The 15,814-nt window shown below is 74.0% G+C and carries 11 protein-coding genes; 7 read left to right on the forward strand and 4 right to left on the reverse strand.

The window, feature by feature from the left end:
* Window positions 1–108 precede the first annotated feature (108 nt).
* Both recD2 and RND61_RS30345 read left to right on the forward strand, forming a co-directional pair.
* Window positions 109–2,340, forward strand: a complete 2,232-nt coding sequence (gene recD2 / locus RND61_RS30340; protein WP_315881371.1) for an SF1B family DNA helicase RecD2 — start codon at window positions 109–111, stop codon at window positions 2,338–2,340.
* A gap of 167 nt (window positions 2,341–2,507) precedes the next feature.
* Window positions 2,508–3,797: a citrate synthase gene (locus tag RND61_RS30345; protein ID WP_315881393.1), complete on the forward strand. Its 1,290-nt coding sequence runs from the start codon at window positions 2,508–2,510 to the stop codon at window positions 3,795–3,797.
* A gap of 477 nt (window positions 3,798–4,274) precedes the next feature.
* Here the strand turns inward: RND61_RS30345 and RND61_RS30350 are convergent, their stop codons facing one another.
* The gene (locus RND61_RS30350) at window positions 4,275–4,511 is read right to left on the reverse strand and encodes a heavy-metal-associated domain-containing protein (protein WP_315881372.1); all 237 of its coding nucleotides are present in this window, start codon (window positions 4,509–4,511) and stop codon (window positions 4,275–4,277) included.
* A gap of 460 nt (window positions 4,512–4,971) precedes the next feature.
* A complete protein-coding gene (locus RND61_RS30355) occupies window positions 4,972–5,169 on the reverse strand; it encodes a helix-turn-helix transcriptional regulator (protein WP_315881373.1) in 198 nt (65 codons plus the stop codon).
* A 324-nt stretch (window positions 5,170–5,493) separates the two neighbouring features.
* On the opposite strand from RND61_RS30355, the gene RND61_RS30360 reads away from it, so the two are divergent.
* From RND61_RS30360 to RND61_RS30370, 3 genes are all read left to right on the forward strand, one after another.
* A complete protein-coding gene (locus RND61_RS30360) occupies window positions 5,494–6,996 on the forward strand; it encodes a CoA-acylating methylmalonate-semialdehyde dehydrogenase (protein WP_315881374.1) in 1,503 nt (500 codons plus the stop codon).
* A gap of 217 nt (window positions 6,997–7,213) precedes the next feature.
* Entirely contained in the window at window positions 7,214–9,859 is a 2,646-nt protein-coding gene (locus RND61_RS30365) for an alpha/beta fold hydrolase (RefSeq protein WP_315881375.1), read from the forward strand.
* Complete coding sequence (locus RND61_RS30370; protein WP_315881376.1) at window positions 9,856–10,713, forward strand: ABC transporter permease; 858 nt, start codon at window positions 9,856–9,858, stop codon at window positions 10,711–10,713. The genes RND61_RS30365 and RND61_RS30370 overlap by 4 nt, the downstream gene beginning before the upstream one ends.
* A 224-nt stretch (window positions 10,714–10,937) precedes the next feature.
* Here RND61_RS30370 and RND61_RS30375 read toward each other — a convergent pair whose 3' ends face one another.
* Window positions 10,938–11,690, reverse strand: coding sequence for a helix-turn-helix transcriptional regulator (locus RND61_RS30375; protein ID WP_315881377.1), 753 nt, complete (start codon window positions 11,688–11,690; stop codon window positions 10,938–10,940).
* A 320-nt stretch (window positions 11,691–12,010) separates the two neighbouring features.
* On the opposite strand from RND61_RS30375, the gene RND61_RS30380 reads away from it, so the two are divergent.
* On the forward strand, window positions 12,011–12,700 hold the full coding sequence (locus tag RND61_RS30380; RefSeq protein ID WP_315881378.1) for a DUF4142 domain-containing protein: 690 nt from the start codon (window positions 12,011–12,013) through the stop codon (window positions 12,698–12,700).
* A gap of 5 nt (window positions 12,701–12,705) precedes the next feature.
* On the forward strand, window positions 12,706–13,335 hold the full coding sequence (locus RND61_RS30385; RefSeq protein WP_315881379.1) for a class F sortase: 630 nt from the start codon (window positions 12,706–12,708) through the stop codon (window positions 13,333–13,335).
* Between the two features lie 198 nt (window positions 13,336–13,533).
* On the opposite strand, the gene RND61_RS30390 is transcribed toward RND61_RS30385, so the two are convergent.
* Complete coding sequence (locus tag RND61_RS30390) at window positions 13,534–15,750, reverse strand: S1 family peptidase (RefSeq protein WP_315881380.1); 2,217 nt, start codon at window positions 15,748–15,750, stop codon at window positions 13,534–13,536.
* Window positions 15,751–15,814 lie beyond the last annotated feature (64 nt).

The raw sequence follows: 15,814 nt of genomic DNA on the forward strand, positions 1-15,814 counted from the left end.
GGGGGCCCGGGGGGCCCCCGCCCCCCCCCCCGGCCCCGCCCGCCGCCCGTGGACGGTTCGTCCACAGGCGGCGGCGCGCTGTCGGAGGGGATGGGTAGCGTCGGGGGCATGTCGCAGACGGCGGTGGTGGAAGGCGTCCTCGAACGGATCACGTACAGCAACGAGGAGAACGGGTACACGGTCGCCCGGGTCGACACCGGGCGCGGCGGCGGTGAGCTGCTCACCGTCGTCGGCTCGCTGCTCGGCGCGCAGCCGGGCGAGTCGCTGCGGATGGAGGGCCGCTGGGGCTCGCACCCGCAGTACGGGCGGCAGTTCACCGTGGAGAACTACACGACGGTGCTGCCCGCGACCATCCAGGGCATCCGCCGCTACCTGGGCTCCGGGCTGATCAAGGGCATCGGCCCGCGCATCGCCGACCGGATCGTGGAGCACTTCGGCACGGACACGCTCGACGTCATCGAGCGGGAGCCGGAGCGGCTCGTCGAGGTGCCCGGCCTCGGCCCGAAGCGGACGCGGATGATCGGCGCCGCCTGGGAGGAGCAGAAGGCCATCAAGGAGGTCATGGTCTTCCTCCAGGGCGTCGGCGTGTCCACCTCGATCGCGGTGCGGATCTACAAGAAGTACGGCGACGCGTCGATCTCCGTCGTGCGGAACCAGCCGTACCGGCTGGCCGCCGACGTGTGGGGCATCGGCTTCCTCACCGCCGACCGCATCGCGCGGGCCGTCGGCATCCCCCACGACAGCCCCGACCGGGTCAAGGCCGGGCTGCGCCACGCCCTGTCCCAGTCGGCCGACCAGGGGCACTGCTTCCTGCCCGAGGAGCGGCTCATCGCGGACACGGTGAAGCTCCTCCAGGTCGACACGGGCCTCGTCATCGACTGCCTCGCCGAGCTGGCGGCGGACGAGGAGGAGGGCGGCGTCGTACGGGAGCGGGTACCCGGTCCGGACGGCGAGCCGGTCACGGCCGTGTACCTGCTGCCGTTCCACCGCGCGGAGGTGTCCCTCGCCGCGCAGTTGCTGCGCCTGGCGCGGGCCGGGGAGGACCGCATGCCCGCCTTCCAGGACGTCGCCTGGGACAAGGCCCTGGCGTGGCTCGCGGACCGCACGGGGGTGGAGCTGGCGCCCGAACAGGAGGCCGCCGTACGGCTCGCCCTCACCCGGAAGGTCGCCGTGCTGACCGGCGGGCCGGGCTGCGGCAAGTCGTTCACGGTCCGCTCGGTCGTGGAGCTGGCCCGCGCCAAGAAGGCGAAGGTCCTGCTGGCCGCGCCCACGGGCCGGGCGGCCAAGCGGCTCGCGGAGCTGACGGGCGCCGAGGCGTCGACGGTGCACCGGCTGCTGGAGCTGAAGCCCGGCGGCGACGCGGCGTACGACCGGGACCGGCCGCTCGACGCGGACCTCGTGGTGGTCGACGAGGCGTCGATGCTGGACCTGCTGCTGGCGAACAAGCTGGTCAAGGCGGTCGCGCCGGGCGCGCACCTGCTGCTGGTGGGGGACGTGGACCAGTTGCCGAGCGTCGGCGCGGGGCAGGTGCTGGGCGACCTGCTGGCGCCGGACAGCCCGGTCCCGTCCGTGCGGCTCACGCGGATCTTCCGCCAGGCGCAGAAGTCCGGCGTCGTCACCAACGCGCACCGGATCAACGCCGGGGAGTACCCGGTGACCAGCGGCCTGCCGGACTTCTTCCTGTTCGTCACGGAGGACACCGAGGAGGCCGGGCGGCTCACGGTCGACGTGGCCGCCCGCCGCGTCCCGGCGAAGTTCGGCCTCGACCCGCGCCGGGACGTGCAGGTCCTGGCGCCCATGCACCGCGGCCCGGCCGGCGCGGGCACGCTCAACGGGCTCCTCCAGCAGGCCGTCACCCCGGCCCGCCCCGGCCTGCCGGAGAAGCGGTTCGGCGGGCGCGTCTTCCGCGTCGGGGACAAGGTCACGCAGATCCGCAACAACTACGAGAAGGGCAGGAACGGCGTCTTCAACGGCACGGTGGGGGTGGTCACCGCCCTCGACCCGGACGACCAGCGGCTGACGGTGCTGACGGACGAGGACGAGGAGGTGGCGTACGACTTCGACGAACTGGACGAGCTGGCCCACGCGTACGCGGTGACGATCCACCGCTCGCAGGGCAGCGAGTACCCGGCCGTGGTGATCCCCGTCACGACCGGCGCCTGGATGATGCTCCAGCGCAACCTGCTCTACACGGCCGTCACCCGCGCCCGGAAGCTGGTCGTCCTCGTCGGGTCCCGCAAGGCGATCGGCCAGGCCGTCCGGACGGTCTCGGCCGGTCGGCGCTTTACCGCACTCGACCACCGGCTGACAGGAGGACGGCCCGTGGGAAACGTCACGTAGGACTTTCGGAACCGGGGCGAAGGGGGCAGGATGAGCAGGTTGACGGCACTCAGTGCCGCCAATAGGCCCAATGGTCGACCCCGAGTGCACTCTGCTGAGCCAAGTGGGGGATGGTAGAGACAGTCAGGGCACCTCGAAGAAGAGGCACAACGTCGGTGAGGGATGACGTGAGCGACAACTCTGTAGTACTGCGGTACGCGGACGGCGAGTACACCTACCCGGTGGTCGAGAGCACCGTCGGGGACAAGGGCTTCGACATTGGGAAGCTTCGCGCGCAGACGGGTCTGGTGACCCTGGACAGCGGCTACGGCAACACGGCCGCGTACAAATCCGCGATCACCTACCTGGACGGCGAGCAGGGCATCCTGCGCTACCGCGGCTACCCGATCGAGCAGCTCGCCGAGCGCTCCACCTTCCTCGAGGTGGCGTACCTGCTGATCAACGGTGAGCTCCCGAAGGTCGACCAGCTGGAGGCCTTCACCAACGAGATCACGCAGCACACGCTGCTCCACGAGGACGTCAAGCGGTTCTTCGACGGCTTCCCGCGCGACGCGCACCCGATGGCGATGCTGTCGTCCGTGGTCAGCGCCCTGTCGACCTTCTACCAGGACAGCCACAACCCGTTCGACGAGAAGCAGCGCCACCTGTCGACGATCCGGCTGCTGGCGAAGCTGCCGACGATCGCGGCGTACGCCTACAAGAAGTCGATCGGCCACCCGTTCGTCTACCCGCGCAACGACCTGTCGTACGTCGAGAACTTCCTGCGCATGACGTTCTCCGTGCCGGCGCAGGAGTACGAGCTGGACCCGGTCGTCGTCTCGGCCCTCGACAAGCTGCTGATCCTCCACGCGGACCACGAGCAGAACTGTTCGACGTCCACGGTCCGCCTGGTCGGCTCGTCGCAGGCGAACATGTTCGCGTCGATCTCCGCCGGCATCTCGGCCCTGTGGGGCCCGCTGCACGGCGGCGCCAACCAGTCGGTGCTGGAGATGCTCCAGGGCATCCAGGCCAACGGCGGCGACGTCGACTCCTTCATCCGCAAGGTGAAGAACAAGGAGGACGGCGTCCGTCTGATGGGCTTCGGCCACCGCGTCTACAAGAGCTTCGACCCCCGGGCGAAGATCATCAAGGCGGCGGCGCACGACGTCCTCTCGGCGCTCGGCAAGAGCGACGAGCTGCTGGACATCGCGCTGAAGCTGGAGGAGCACGCGCTCGCCGACGACTACTTCGTCTCGCGCAACCTCTACCCGAACGTGGACTTCTACACGGGTCTGATCTACCGCGCCATGGGCTTCCCGACGGAGATGTTCACGGTGCTGTTCGCCCTCGGCCGCCTGCCGGGCTGGATCGCCCAGTGGCACGAGATGATCAAGGAGCCGGGTTCCCGCATCGGCCGCCCGCGCCAGATCTACACGGGTGAGGTCCTGCGCGACTTCGTCCCGGTCGAGGGCCGCTGACGCCGACCCTGCCCGGGCCGGTGCCCGGACCCGCGAAAGCGCCCCGCCTGCCGATCCCCCCACGGGTCGGCGAGCGGGGCGCTTCCCATATCCCCGGTGCGGATTCCCCCCACGGGATCCGGTCCGGGCGTCTGCCGGTTTCAGCAGAAGCTCGCGCATGCGGTCTGCCGGGGTACGTACGGACGGGAGGGCCGCTCAAAGCTCCCCGGTGCACGTGCCCCGGCCAACGCTTGCCTTGGGACGTCCCCCAAGACATCCCATGAACGTCCCCCAAGACGTTCTCGGCATCGCCCATTCAGACTCGCGAGCCGTCCAAATGGTTACCCCTAAATATCTGTGATCTAGGTCTCCGTGTGAAGGTCCGGTGAGTCACGTGAAGGTGAATTCACTTGAACGACCGTTCGGTTGAGCAGGTGGAGCGGGCCGCATCACGGCATTTATCGCGATACGGCCCGCACAGGAGTCGGCGGCCGGTGTTCAGGCGGCCGTGCCGACCAGTTCGTAGCCGGCCTCGTCCACGGCGGCGCGGACCGCCTCCTCGTCGAGCGGCGCGCCGGAGGTGACGGTCACCCTGCCGGTGGCGGCGACGGCCTGGACCGAGGTGACGCCCGGGAGCGCGGAGAGCTCCTGCGTGACGGCGCCCTCGCAGTGCCCGCAGGTCATGCCCTTGACCTCGTACACGGTGGTGACGTCGGTGTTCGTCTCGGCGGTCATGGTGCTTCTCCTTTGGAGACGGGGGAGGGGCGGTGCCCCGGTGCGATCGCCACTTTATACCCCTAGGGGGTATGAATTCCAGCGTGGTCGCGGTGCGCCGCCCACTTGTGCGCCGGGATCGCCGCCCGGATCGAGTCGAGCCGCGCGCCCTCGTGCGGCAGAGCCTGCCGCCCCACCCCTCCCCGGACGAAGCCGACGCGCTCGTGGACGCGCAGGGCGCGCGGATCGAAGGCGTACGCGAGGAGGTGGACGCGGTGCGGGCCCAGCCGCTCGAAGTCGTACGCGAGGAGGGGCCGGAGCGCCTCGGCCCCCGGCCCCCGGCCCCCGGTCGCGGCCCGCCGGGCCGATCGCGATCCGGAGGTCGCGGCTGCGGTTCGCGGGCCGCGTGTGCCGCCGGAGGGCCCCGGCCCGTGCGCCGCCGGAGGGCCCCGGCCCTCTGCGGCCGGGGCCCGGGGCCGGGTCAACCGCCCCGGTGGCGGTTGCCGGGGCGGTTGGCCACCCAGGTGCGGATCGTGTCCGCGTGCCAGTAGGGCTTGCCCGCCTCCACGTGGTCGGGCTGCGGCAGGAGGCCGTGCTTGCGGTACGAGCGGACGGTGTCCGGCTGCACCCGGATGTGCGCCGCGATCTCCTTGTACGACCAGAGCATCCGGTCCGTCATCTGGATGGCACCTCCCTGTGCGGGCCGCGGCGCGACCCGGGAGGGTCGTCGGGGAACCGCGGCGCGGACTGATGATCACCGACCCTGTGCCCGGCCGGCGACGCAGAGTGACCGAATGGAGGCATGCTGTTGAACGGCCGTGACCGCACATCCGCTGTTTGGTGACAAATGTGACGGCCGTGGAACGCTGAGACCCGTGAGGAGCGCACCACCGCACCTGTCTACGGCGACCCCGGAACGCCCGACACAGTGTCGGGCGCGACGCGCCCGGAACACGTGGTGGGATCGGCTCGACGCCGCCGTCTGCGAAGGAGTACGCACGCCATGACGAAGACCGTCCACCACTGGATCGGTGGCAAGCCCGTCGAGGGCACGTCGGGCCGCTGGGGCCCCGTCGCCGACCCGGCCACCGGCGAGGCCGCCGCCCGGGTCGCGCTCGCCTCCGCCGACGAGGTCGACGCCGCCGTCGCCGCCGCCAGGGACGCCTACGCGACCTGGGGCACCTCGTCGCTCGCGCAGCGCACCGCCGTGCTGTTCCGCTTCCGCGCCCTGCTGGACGCGCACCGCGACGAGATCGCCGAACTCGTCACCGCCGAGCACGGCAAGGTCCACTCCGACGCGCTCGGCGAGGTCGCCCGCGGCCTGGAGGTCGTCGAGCTGGCGTGCGGGATCACCACACAACTGAAGGGCGAGCTGTCCACGCAGGTGTCGAACCGGGTCGACGTCGCCTCGATCCGCCAGCCCGTCGGCGTGGTCGCCGGCATCAGCCCGTTCAACTTCCCCGCCATGGTGCCGATGTGGATGTTCCCGCTCGCCATCGCCTGCGGCAACACCTTCGTCCTCAAGCCCAGCGAGAAGGACCCGTCGCCGTCGATCCGGCTCGCCGAACTGCTCGCCGAAGCCGGGCTGCCGGACGGCGTGTTCAACGTCGTCCAGGGCGACAAGGACGCCGTCGAGGCACTGCTCGCCCACCCCGGTGTGGACGCCGTGTCGTTCGTCGGCTCGACGCCCGTCGCCCGGCACGTCCACGCGACCGCGACCGCCCACGGCAAGCGCGTCCAGGCGCTCGGCGGCGCCAAGAACCACATGCTGGTCCTCCCCGACGCGGACCTCGACGCCGCCGCCGACGCGGCGGTCTCCGCGGCGTACGGCTCCTCGGGCGAGCGCTGCATGGCGGTCTCCGCCGTCGTCGCGGTCGGCGCGATCGGCGACGCGCTCGTCGAGAAGATCCGCGAACGCGCCGAGAAGATCAAGGTAGGCCCCGGCTCCGACCCGACCTCCGAGATGGGCCCGCTCATCACCGCCGCCCACCGCGACAAGGTCGCCTCCTACGTGACCGGCGCCGCCGCCGAGGGGTGCGAGGTCGTCCTCGCCGGCACGGACCTCACCGTCGAGGGCCACGAGGGCGGCTTCTGGATGGGCCCCGCGCTGCTCGACAAGGTGCCGACCGACGCCCGGGCGTACCGGGAGGAGATCTTCGGCCCGGTGCTGTGCGTGCTGCGCGCCGAGACCTACGAGGAGGGCGTCGCGATCGTCAACGCCTCGCCGTACGGCAACGGCGCCGCCGTCTTCACCCGGGACGGCGGCGCCGCCCGCCGCTTCCAACTGGAGGCCGAGGCGGGCATGGTCGGCGTCAACGTGCCGATCCCGGTGCCCGTCGGCTACCACTCCTTCGGCGGCTGGAAGGACTCCCTCTTCGGCGACCACCACGTCTACGGCACGGACGGCATCCGCTTCTACACCCGCGGCAAGGTCGTCACCACCCGCTGGCCCGATCCCTCCGAAACCCCCTCCGGCGTCGACCTCGGCTTCCCCCGCCACCACTGAGGCACCGCACGGGCCCGGCGGGCGCGGCGTTCCGAGGCGTTCCGAGGCGGAGGGGCACCGCGGCGGGACTCCGCGGCGCGTCCCCTTCGTCCGCTTGCGCCCCCACGCGTCTACCGCGCCCGCGGTACGCGGGCACCCCCGCCTACTCCTGGAGGAGGCGGGGCACCTCAGACCGGCGGCAGCGGGAGGCCCCGCCCGGGCCGTTTAGGGTCGAGGCATGCGGATCCGACTTTCCCGGCGGTGGGCGGCGCTCGCCGCGGCCGGCGCGCTGCTCGCGGGCGCCGGCACCCTCAGCGCCGTCGCCTCCGACGGCGAGGCCGCCGTGCACCGCGAGGACACCGTGCTCGCCATGCCCGGCGCGAAGATCGACACGTCGTTCTTCACCTCCGGCTCCGGGCGCCGCCCCGCCGTACTGCTCGGGCACGGCTTCGGCGGCAGCAAGGACGACGTCCGCGCCCAGGCGGAGCGGCTCGCCCGCGACGGGTACGCCGTACTGACCTGGACCGCCCGCGGGTTCGACCGCTCCGGCGGCCACATCGGCCTCAACGACCCGCGGTACGAGGTCAAGGACGTCCGACGGCTGGTCGACTGGCTGGCGAAGCGCCCCGAGGTGCGGCTCGACGAGGCCGGCGACCCCCGCGTCGGGGTGTCCGGCGCGTCGTACGGCGGGGCGGTCTCGCTGCTCGCCGCCGGGCACGACCCGCGCGTCGACGCCATCGCCCCGCAGATCACGTACTGGAACCTCGCCGACGCGCTCTTCCCCGACGGCGTCTTCAAGAAGCTGTGGGCCGGGATCTTCTTCACCACCGGGTCCGGCGGCCCCGAGGGGCGGCGGCCGGCCGCCTGCGGCCGGTTCCAGCCCGAGCTGTGCGCCATGTACGAGCGCGTCGCCGTCACCGGCGAGCCGGACCCCGCCGCCCGCGCGCTGCTGGAGGCCCGCAGCCCGTCCGCCGTCGCGGACCGCGTCAAGGTGCCCACCCTCATCGTCCAGGGCCAGTCCGACTCCCTCTTCCCGCTCTCCCACGCCGACGCGATGGCCGAGGCCGTCGCCCGCAACGGCGCCCCCGTCGCCGTCGACTGGATCGCCGGGGGACACGACGGCGGCGCCTCCGAGTCCGACCGCGTCCACACGAGGATCCGCGCCTGGTTCGACCGGTACCTGAAGGGCGACACGGCCGCCGACACCGGCCCCGCCTTCCGCGTCAGCCGGACCGGCGGCGTCGACTCCACCGACGGCCGCGCGACCCTGCGCGGCGCCACCGCCGACCGCTACCCCGGCCTGCGCGCGGGCGCCCGCACGATCCCGCTCGCCGGGCCCCCGCAGACCTTCCGCAACCCGGCCGGGGCCACCCCGCCCGGCATCTCCGCCGTGCCCGGCGTCGGCGGCGGCCTCTCCCAACTGTCCACGCTCGGCCTCGGCGTCTCCCTCGACTTCCCCGGCCAGCACGCCCGCTTCGAGACCCGCCCGCTCGACGAGCCGCTGCGGATCACGGGCACGCCCACCGTCCGCGTCACCGTCACCTCCGACAGCGGGGAGGCCGTCCTGTTCGGCAAGGTGTACGACGTCGGGCCGGACGGCCGCCGGCAGGTGCTCCCGTCCCAACTCGTCGCCCCCGTGCGGATCGACGGCGCCGAGGACGGCCGGACCGTCGACCTGACGCTGCCCGCGATCGACCACGAGGTGGAGGCCGGGCACCGGCTGAGCCTCGTCCTGGCCGCCACCGACCTCGGCTACGCCTCCCCGGCCGCCCCCGCCGCGTACACCGTCGCCCTCGCCGGCGGCGGACTGTCCGTGCCGACCGCGCCCGCCGTGCGCACCCAGGCCGCCGGGCTGCCCTGGTGGGTGTGGGGCCTGCCGGCCGGCGGCGCCCTCGTCGCGGCGGCGCTGCTGCTGACGGCCCGCCGCAGGACCGCCGCGCCCGCCCCGGACCCGGAGCTGGCCGACGTACCGCTCACCATCAGCGGCCTGACGAAGCGCTACGCCCGCTCCTCCGACGCCTACGCCGTGCGCGACCTGTCGTTCCGCGTCGAGAAGGGCCAGGTCCTCGGGCTGCTCGGACCCAACGGCGCCGGCAAGACCACCACGCTGCGCATGCTGATGGGCCTCATCACGCCCGACGACGGCGAGATCCGGGTCTTCGGGCACGCCGTCCGGCCCGGCGCGCCCGTCCTGTCCCGCGTCGGCGCCTTCGTCGAGGGCGCCGGTTTCCTGCCGCACCTGTCGGGGCGGGAGAACCTGGAGTTGTACTGGCGGGCCACCGGCCGTCCCGCCGAGGACGCCCACGTCGACGAGGCGCTGGAGATCGCCGGGCTCGGCGCGGCGCTGGCCCGCGCCGTCCGCACGTACTCGCAGGGCATGCGGCAGCGGCTCGCCATCGCCCAGGCCATGCTCGGCCTGCCGGACCTGCTCATCCTCGACGAGCCGACGAACGGCCTCGACCCGCCGCAGATCCGCGAGATGCGGGACGTGATGATCCGTTACGCGGCCGGCGGCCGGACCGTCATCGTCTCCAGCCACCTCCTCGCGGAGGTCGAGCAGTCCTGCACGCACCTCGTGGTCATGGACCGGGGCCGGCTCGTCCAGGCCGGGCCCGTCGCCGAGATCACCGGGAACGGCGACACGCTGCTCGTCACCACCGAGGGCGACCTGCCGGAGCGGCTCGTCGAGAAGGCCGCCGCGCTGCCGGGCGTCGCCTCCGCGACCCGCGTGGACGGGGGCCTGCTGGTCCGGCTCGACGGCACCACCACCGCAGCCGTGCTCGTCGCCGGACTGGTCCGGCTCGACGTGCCCGTGACCGCCGTGGGCCCGCACCGCCGCCTGGAGGACGCGTTCCTCACCCTGATCGGAGGAGGCGCCGCATGACCGCGCTGCTCGACTCGGCGCCCGGCTACCGCGCCGGGCGCACCCTGCCCCTGCGCGTCGAGGCGGTGCGGCAGCTCAAGCGGCGCCGCACCGCCGTGATGGGCGCGATCCTCGCCGTCCTCCCGTTCGTCCTGATCGTCGCCTTCGCCATCGGCGGCGGCGAGGACGACGGGCCGGACAACCGGATCACGCTCATGGACACGGCGACCGCGTCGGCCGGGAACTTCGCCGCGACGTGCCTGTTCGTCTCGGCCGGCTTCCTGCTGGTGATCCCCGTGGCGCTGTTCTGCGGGGACACCGTCGCCTCCGAGGCCGGCTGGTCGTCGCTGCGCTACCTGCTCGCCGCGCCCGTGCCCCGCGCCCGGCTGCTGTGGTCGAAGCTCGCCGTGGCGCTCGGCTTCAGCGCCGCCGCGATGGTGCTGCTGCCGCTCGTCGCGCTCGCCGCCGGGACCGCCGCGTACGGGTGGGGGCCGCTGCGGCTGCCGACCGGTGGGGCGCTGCCCGCGGCGGACAGCCTGGGGCGGCTCGGCATCGCCGTCGCGTTCGTCTTCGTGTCCCAGCTCGTCACCGCCGGGCTGGCGTTCTGGCTGTCCACGCGCACCGACGCCCCGCTGGGGGCGGTGGGCGGCGCGGTCGGCCTGACCATCGTCGGCAACGTGCTGGACGCCGTGACGGCGCTCGGCGACTGGCGCGAGTTCCTGCCGGCGCACTGGCAGTACGCCTGGGTCGACGCGCTCCAGCCGCACCTGGAGTGGGGCGGCATGGCCAAGGGCGCGGCCGTGTCCGTGGCGTACGCGCTGGTGCTGTTCGCGCTCGCCTTCCGCGGCTTCGCCCGCAAGGACATCGTGTCGTAGCGCCCGTAGCGCCCGTAGCGCCCTGGGTGCTCGTACGCGCTGACCGGTGCCGGGCGGGTTCCACGGGCCGGCCGCCGCGGCCCCTACGCGCTGGCCGTACGGCGCTGGCCGACGCCGCTCACCGGGCCGTGCGCGCTGACCGGTGCCGGGCGGGCCGCCGCGAACCGTACGAGCCGACCGTACGAGCCGGCCGGTGCCGCCCGCCGGGCCGTGGCGGCGCGGGCTCACAGCCAGCCGCGCCGCGCCGCCTCCGCCCCGGCGCGGAACCGGCTCGTCGTGCCCAGCGCGGCCAGCAGCTCACCGACGCGCCTGCTGTACGTACGCGCCGATATGCCCAGCCGCGCCGCGGCCGTCTCGTCGGTCAGCCCGGCCAGCAGCGCGTCCAGCACCGGGCGCAGCCGCGGCGGCAGCGCGGCACCCTGCTGCCGGGCCTCGCCGATCTCCTCGCCCGCGTCCCACCAGGCGTGGTGCGTCCGCACCAGTGCCTGGACGATCACCGGGTCGCGGATCAGCAGCAGCCCGTTGCAGAGCAGCTCCAGGTCGAGCGGGATCGCGGCGACGGTCCGATCCACCACGATCATCTTGAACGGGATCGTGTGCGTCAGCCGCGCCCGTCCCGCCAGCCGCGCCACACCACCCGGGTCGACGGCCGTCAGCCGGGCCAGCGCGTGGCGCGGCACCACCTGCCGGACCGACCGGACCCGTTCGACGGCCGTCCGTACGCACGCGCCCGCCAGTTCCTGGAACGGCTCGGGGACGGGCCGCCGCAGCCCGACCGCCGGATCGTCGAAGGTGAGCAGCTCCCGGCGGGCCGACTCGGTCAACGCGGCGAGCGCGGCACAGATGTGGCGTGTGCCCGTCACCGGCTGGCCGGGCGAGCGCGGCGCCAGCGGGGGAGCCGCCCGCGCCGGGGCGATCTCACGGCCCCCCTCCCGTGCAGCCACCAGGCCCAGTACGGAGCCCTGGACGTTCGCCACGGCCGACCACCCCCGTCATCCCACGGTACACACGTACGCCACTCCATGTACTCATGTGACTGCATACGGTGACAAGGGTCGTTTTCCCCGATGGCGAGTCCAAGCCAAGCACCCCACCTCACGGCGGCGGAACACCCACGCTGAGCGGTTCACCCCCACGCGCCGCCCGGGCGGCGGCACACCCACCGTTCGGGTGAAGGGTGAACCGGTTCGCAGTACCGCGGATGGCGCCGGGCGGAACGGCGTGTCCGGATGGGACCGAGGCCGGCGAAGCGCGCCGCGCCGACGACCGATCCACACGAACGGATGACGACATCGCTATGCGTACGCACCGCTGGGCCGCGACGGCCCTCACCTGCCTCACCCTCTCCGGCATAGCCGCGGCCCCGGCACTCGCCGCCGACGCGCCGCCCACCGACTACGCGTTCCTGCGCACCTCCCACCAGGGCCACCTGACCGAGATCGCCGCCGGCCGGGACGCCCAGAAGAACGCCACCACCGCCTGCGTGAAGAAGGCCGGCGGCGTCCTCGAACGCGACCACACCAAGCTCGACGCCGCGACCCGCGCCCTGGCCGACAAGCTCGGCGTCGACCTGCCCGCCGCCCCGACGCCCGAGCAGCAGCGGATCCTCGCCGGACTGATGGCCAAGGCCGGCACCGGCGCCTACGACGCGGCCTGGCTGAAGGCCCAGGACGCCGCGCACACCAAGACCCTCGGCATGATCGACCACCAGATCGCCGAGGGGAAGGACGCCGAGGTCACGGCCGCCGCGAAGGCCGCCCGTCCGGTCGTCGCCCACCACCTGTCCATGGTCCGCGGCGGCACCTGCCACGAGCACACCGCGACCGTCCCCGACAGCATCCACGCCGGCAGCGGCGGCCAGGTCGCCCTCGCCGACGAGGGCGTGCCCGCGTTCGTCGCGGTACCGGCCATGGCCATCGGCGGGGTGCTCGTCGCGGGCGGCGCCTTCTGGGCCGCCGGGCGCATCCGCCGCAACGACATCCGCTGACGCGCGTGGGCGGCCACCTCCGGCTGACCGCCGAACCCGGCCCCGGCCGCCTCACGGCCTGGGCCGGACTCGCGGGCGCCGCCTCGGCGGCCCTGGCGCTGTTCCTCCCGGCGGCCACGCCGACCGCCCCGCCCGACGCGGGCACGGTGCCCTCCGGCGGCGGCGCGACGGCCCCGGCCGGGGCGGTCGCTCACTCCCCGCCGGTCACCCTGACCGTGCCGGGCCACGTCGGCCGCCTGCCCGTCGACCCGGTCACCGGCACCGGCGACGGCGCGCTGGACCTGCCGCCGTCCCCGTCGCGGATCGGCTGGTGGGTGCTCGGCGCCCGGCCGGGCGCGGCGGCGGGCACGCTGCTGCTCGCCGGCCACCTCGACTCGGCGGAGGAGGGGCCGGGCCCCTTCGAGGCGCTGCACTCCCTGCCGATCGGCGCGCTGGCACACGTGGCGGCGGCGGACGGCAGCCGCCACACGTACCGGATCGTGGCGCGCCGCACGTACCGGGCGGGCGCCCTGCCCGGCGACCTGTTCTCGGCGGAGGGCCGCCCCCGGCTGGCGCTGGTCACCTGCGCGGGCGCGTTCGACCCGGAGGAGCGGGTGTACGCCGAGAACCTCGTCCTGTACGGCGTGCCCGCCTGACACGGCGTTCTCTCCTGGCGCGGCGTGCCCGCCCGACACGGCGTTCCCTCCTGACACGACGTGCCCGCCCGTACGCGGACGGGCACGTACACGGACGGGCCCCGGGAGGCTTCCTCCCGGGGCCCGTCGTGCTTCCGGAGCCCGTCCCCGCCCCGGCGCCCACCGAGGGCGCCGGGGCGGGGGAACGGGCCCGAAGGGCTAGCCGAAGGTGCGGCCGAACTGGCCGCCCGCGGCGGGCAGGCCGTCCGTGCCCGGCTTGTACGTCGTCGCCGCGGCGGCGGCACCGGTGCGGCCACCGGTCGCGTTGCCCCACGGCAGGGCGTACGCGGCGCCGTACGGGGCGGCGGCGGGCACGCCGACGTACAGCCGCGTCGCCGAAGCGCCCAGGTACGTGCCGACGGCGTGGTTGGCGGTCGGGGTGCCGCCGAGGCCGGAGGCGTCGCCCGCCTGGATCCAGTGGTCGTGCGCACCGGCCGCGCCGAACGGGTAGAACGTCTGGACCGCGCCGGCACCGGCGACGGAGCCGAGGGCCTCGCCGGGGATGCCGACCGCGAGCACGAGCGTCGACGGGGAGACGACGGCGCGCGGCGCGGTGTTGGCCAGGACGACCTTGGTGCCGAACTTGTCGCCCGCCTCGACGGCGCCCGCCACGTCGGTGGCCTCCTGCTGGATGCTGGAGACCTGGGTGACCGCGCCGGCCGCGGTCACGCGGAGGACGTGGACGGCGCCGGCGTCGGCCTTGTTGGCGGTGTCGACCGTCAGGTCCTCGCCGGGCGTGCCGATGGCGATGATCGAGTCGGTCGCGGTGGCCGCGCCGGACGGGCGGTACGCGACGGCGGCGAGGGAGGAGCCGAACTGGTCGCCCGGCTCGGCGCCGCCGCTGACCACGTCGGCGTCCTGGTCGAAGCCGAGGACCGGCGTCAGGACCTTGTCGGCGTTCAGGGCGTGCTTGAGGATCTGCACGCCGCCGGCGTCCTTCTCGGTGCCGATGGCCTCGCCGGGGCTGCCGATCACCAGGTGGTTCGCGGAGCCGGCGAGGGAGGCGCCGAAGCGGTCGTTCGCCTCGGGGTCGCCCGCGTAGCCGGCCTTCTCCTGGTTGGCGACGACGTTGACGCTGCCGCGCACGTAGATGGCGCTGCCCGCGTTGGCGACGGTGCCGAGGTCCTCGCCCGGGACGCCGATCAGCAGGTACGGCTCGCCCTCGGCGGTGTGGCCGGCGGCGACGGCGTGGCCGAAGCGGTCGCCCGCCTCGGAGGCCGAGCCCTTGATCACGGGGATGTCGCCGAGGCCCTGGACGTGGTCGACGGCGGCCTGGCCGGTGCCGATGCCGCCCTTGGCGCCGTACAGGATCTGGACGGAGCCGGCGTCCGCGTTGGTGGTGGTGCCGACGGTGATGTCCTCGGCGGGGACGCCGACGACGAGGTCGGTGCAGCCGTCCTCGTTGTGGTCGAAGGTGGCGAGGCTCTCGCCGTACCAGTCGCTGGCCTCGGCGCCGCCGGGCACGTACGCCTGGTCCTGGTTCAGCTCGACGGTGCCCTTGCCGTCGCCGTACACGACGCGGATGACACCGGCGTTGGTGTCGCCGCCGACGGTGGCCTTCGGATCGCCGATGGCGACGTCCTCGGCGCCGTCGCAGTTGAAGTCGGTGAAGCGGGGCGCGGCGAGCTTCGCGTCGATCCAGGAGCGCAGGTCGTCGACGCGGGTGTTGACGGCGGCGGTGCTGGTGACGGCGGTGTCGATGCCGAAGCAGCCGGCCTGGGCGGAGCGGCTGTTGACGGCGACGAGCTGGGCCTGGCCGTCGACCACGCGCAGGGCGGGGCCGCCCGTGTCGCCCATGCAGACGGACACGCCGTCCTTGCCGGTGAGGTTGACGTCGCTCGCGCTCACCGCGTCGACGGTGAAGGAGCCGCTGTGCAGCTTGAGGGGCGCCCACTCGGTCTTCGTGCGGCCGTAGCCGGCGACCTTCAGCTCCTCGCCGGCGGCGGCCGGGGTGGCGCTGACGGCGACGGGCGCGACGGTGGTGACGGGACGGTTCAGGCGGACGAGCGCCGCGTCACGGGAGGGGTGGGCGACGACCTCGACGACGTTGCGGACCACACCGGCGGTGGTGGTGAGGTCCGTACGGCCGATGGTGGCGGTGGTCTTCAGCTTCGGGGAGCCCGCGGGCACGGCGAGGCTGACGGCCGGGTCGTCGGCGAAGCAACTGGCCGCGGTGAGGATCCACTCGCGGTCGACGAGGGCGCCGGAGCAGGCGCGCTGGCCGTCGCCGATGTCGAGCCGCGCGGTGAAGGCGAGGGAGCCCTCCGCTTCGGCGGTGCCGGTGACGGCGGTGGCCGGCACCGCCAGGGGCGCGGCTATCAGGGCCGCGGTGAGTGCGGCCAGCCCGGCGGAACGGGCGAGGTGTGCACGATGCATGACCGTTTCCTTGGTGAGGGTGGCGGGGTACCGGCGGCCGGGTGGGGCGTGCCGGGACCCGGGA

Source organism: Streptomyces tamarix (assembly GCF_032423885.1).
GTDB classification, from domain to species: domain Bacteria; phylum Actinomycetota; class Actinomycetes; order Streptomycetales; family Streptomycetaceae; genus Streptomyces; species Streptomyces tamarix.

Coding starts and splice junctions, on each gene's coding strand:
- recD2 (WP_315881371.1), top strand. CDS start 109: ATGTCGCAGACGGCGGTGGTGGAAGGCGTCCTCGAACGGATCACGTAC.
- RND61_RS30350 (WP_315881372.1), bottom strand. CDS start 4,511: ATGACCGCCGAGACGAACACCGACGTCACCACCGTGTACGAGGTCAAG.
- RND61_RS30355 (WP_315881373.1), bottom strand. CDS start 5,169: ATGACGGACCGGATGCTCTGGTCGTACAAGGAGATCGCGGCGCACATC.
- RND61_RS30360 (WP_315881374.1), top strand. CDS start 5,494: ATGACGAAGACCGTCCACCACTGGATCGGTGGCAAGCCCGTCGAGGGC.
- RND61_RS30365 (WP_315881375.1), top strand. CDS start 7,214: ATGCGGATCCGACTTTCCCGGCGGTGGGCGGCGCTCGCCGCGGCCGGC.
- RND61_RS30370 (WP_315881376.1), top strand. CDS start 9,856: ATGACCGCGCTGCTCGACTCGGCGCCCGGCTACCGCGCCGGGCGCACC.
- RND61_RS30380 (WP_315881378.1), top strand. CDS start 12,011: ATGCGTACGCACCGCTGGGCCGCGACGGCCCTCACCTGCCTCACCCTC.
- RND61_RS30390 (WP_315881380.1), bottom strand. CDS start 15,750: ATGCATCGTGCACACCTCGCCCGTTCCGCCGGGCTGGCCGCACTCACC.